The 2,059-nt window shown below is 64.4% G+C and carries 3 protein-coding genes; all 3 read left to right on the top strand.

Going from position 1 to position 2,059, the window contains the following annotated elements; translation table 11 throughout:
• The coding region (locus R3280_RS16780; RefSeq protein ID WP_318999752.1) for an OmpA family protein at nucleotides 1-536 on the top strand (536 nt) is incomplete at its 5' end.
• A gap of 103 nt (nucleotides 537-639) precedes the next feature.
• Entirely contained in the window at nucleotides 640-1,119 is a 480-nt protein-coding gene (locus R3280_RS16775; RefSeq protein WP_318999751.1) for a DUF4124 domain-containing protein, read from the top strand.
• 157 nt (nucleotides 1,120-1,276) lie between these two features.
• Nucleotides 1,277-2,059 (top strand): NAD(P)/FAD-dependent oxidoreductase (locus R3280_RS16770; protein ID WP_318999753.1); only part of this gene is annotated, 783 nt, incomplete at its 3' end.

Genomic DNA, 2,059 nt, shown 5'->3' with positions numbered 1-2,059 from the left:
CCGACAACGACGGCGTGGTGGACAGCCGCGACCAGTGCCCGGATACCCCGGCTGGCGCCATGGTCAACAGCCGTGGCTGTGAAGTGGACAGCGACAACGACGGCGTGGTCAACAGCATTGACCAGTGCCCCAACACCGCGGCTGGCGCCAAGGTCGACAGCACTGGCTGTGAGGGCGTGACCGAAACCGTCGAAACCATTGAACTGTCGGTGAAGTTCCCCACCAACAGCTCAGTGATCGGTGACCGTTTCGACAACGAAATCCGCCGGGTGGCGGACTTCATGAAGGAATACCCGGAAACCACCGTGGAAATTGCCGGTCATACCGACAGCCGCGGCGCCGCCGACTACAACCAGTTCCTGTCCCAGCGCCGCGCCGAGGCTGTGGCCAACCGTCTCACCGGCCCCCTGGGCATCGATGCGGACCGCGTCAGCGCGGTGGGTTATGGTGAAAGCCAGCCGGTGGCCAGCAACGAGACCGAAGCCGGTCGCGCCGAGAACCGTCGCGTCGAGGCCCGGATCCAGGTCCGTCGCTGATTGGTGCTGACAACAGCCCTGCTGTAAAAGGCGCCTGCGGGCGCCTTTTTTGTGGCCGGCAACGGCGGTGTGTTCGTATCCACCCGTTTGAGGAGACCGATCCATGCTGCGATGGCCCCTGTTTTGCCTGCTGATGATCCTGGTGGCGGCCCCGGCCGGCGCTGTCTACCGCTGCCAGGACGCCAACGGCGTCACCTTCTCGGACCAGCCCTGCGCCCCCGACGCCGAGCGCATCGAAGTGCCGGACAACCGCATCGGGGGCGACTTCGGCAGCAACCTGCCACCGCCACAACCGCAGCAGCCGGACGCAGAAGACAGCGAGGACTCTGGCGCCCAGAGCGCCAGCAGCGCCTGCCGCTTTATCAACTCCACCGATCTGCGCCGCTACCTGATCCGGGACCAGGTGGTCAAAGGCATGACCCGGGAGAACGTCCTGGAAGCCTTCGGCCAGCCTACGGAAACCTACCCGGTACCCCAGCAGACCTGGGTCTACGAGACCGATTACAACGGCAAGCTCTATGAGCTCACCTACGTCTACTTCCGTGATGGCTGCGTCGAGCGGGTGGAATACCGCAAGCCCTGAACTACCCTGAACTGTCCGGACCTGAGCCACAACTGACCCATCCGGGACTTGCGCCGGAGGTGGTATTGGCGCTGTAATGCGAGTAAAGCAGTTGCTTTACTACCACGGCGAATCATCGTCCGCCAACCCGCTCGCCAACTTCAAAGACGAGGCCACCATGGCAAAGCAGCACTTCGACGCACTGATTGTGGGCGCCGGCCTGTCCGGCATCGGTGCCGGCTACCACCTCAAGACCCAGTGCCCCGACAAGACTTTCGCCATCCTCGAGGGCCGGAAGGCCATGGGCGGCACCTGGGACCTGTTCCGCTATCCCGGCATCCGCTCGGATTCGGACATGTACACCCTGGGCTATTCGTTCCGGCCCTGGACCCGGGGCAAGGCCATCGCCGACGGCCCGGCCATCCTGGACTATGTCCGCACCACCGCAGAGCGCCACGGCATCGACCGCCTGGTCCACTACGACCGCTGGGCCACACGCTACAGCTGGGACAGCGAGAGCGCCACCTGGACTGTCGACACCCGCCGCTCCGACGGCCGCCAGGAAAGTTTCAGCTGCCATTTCCTGATCAACTGCAGTGGCTATTACCGCTACGATGAGGGCTACACGCCGGAATTCCCCGGCCGGGAAAACTTCCGGGGCCAGGTGGTTCATCCCCAGCACTGGCCGGAGGACCTGGATTACACCGGCAAGAAAGTGGTGGTGATCGGCAGTGGTGCCACCGCCGTTACCCTGGTGCCGTCCATGGCGGAAAAGGCCGGCCACGTGACCATGCTGCAGCGCTCACCCACCTACATCATGTCGCTGCCGGACGTGGACGCCATTGCCAGCGCCCTGCAGCGACTGCTCCCCAGCCGCTGGGCCTACGCCATCACCCGCTGGAAGAATGTTTCCATGCAGACCCTGTTCTACCAGGCCTGCCGGCGCTTCCCGGCCACCATG

The organism is Marinobacter sp. (genome assembly GCF_033722195.1).
In the GTDB taxonomy this organism is placed as follows: Bacteria; Pseudomonadota; Gammaproteobacteria; order Pseudomonadales; family Oleiphilaceae; genus Marinobacter.
Note: the sequence above shows the minus strand (reverse complement) of the source record. Positions and strands in the feature narration are given on the sequence as shown.

Excerpts from the sequence above, each read along its gene's own strand:
- R3280_RS16775 (WP_318999751.1), top strand. The coding sequence starts at position 640 with ATGCTGCGATGGCCCCTGTTTTGCCTGCTGATGATCCTGGTGGCGGCC.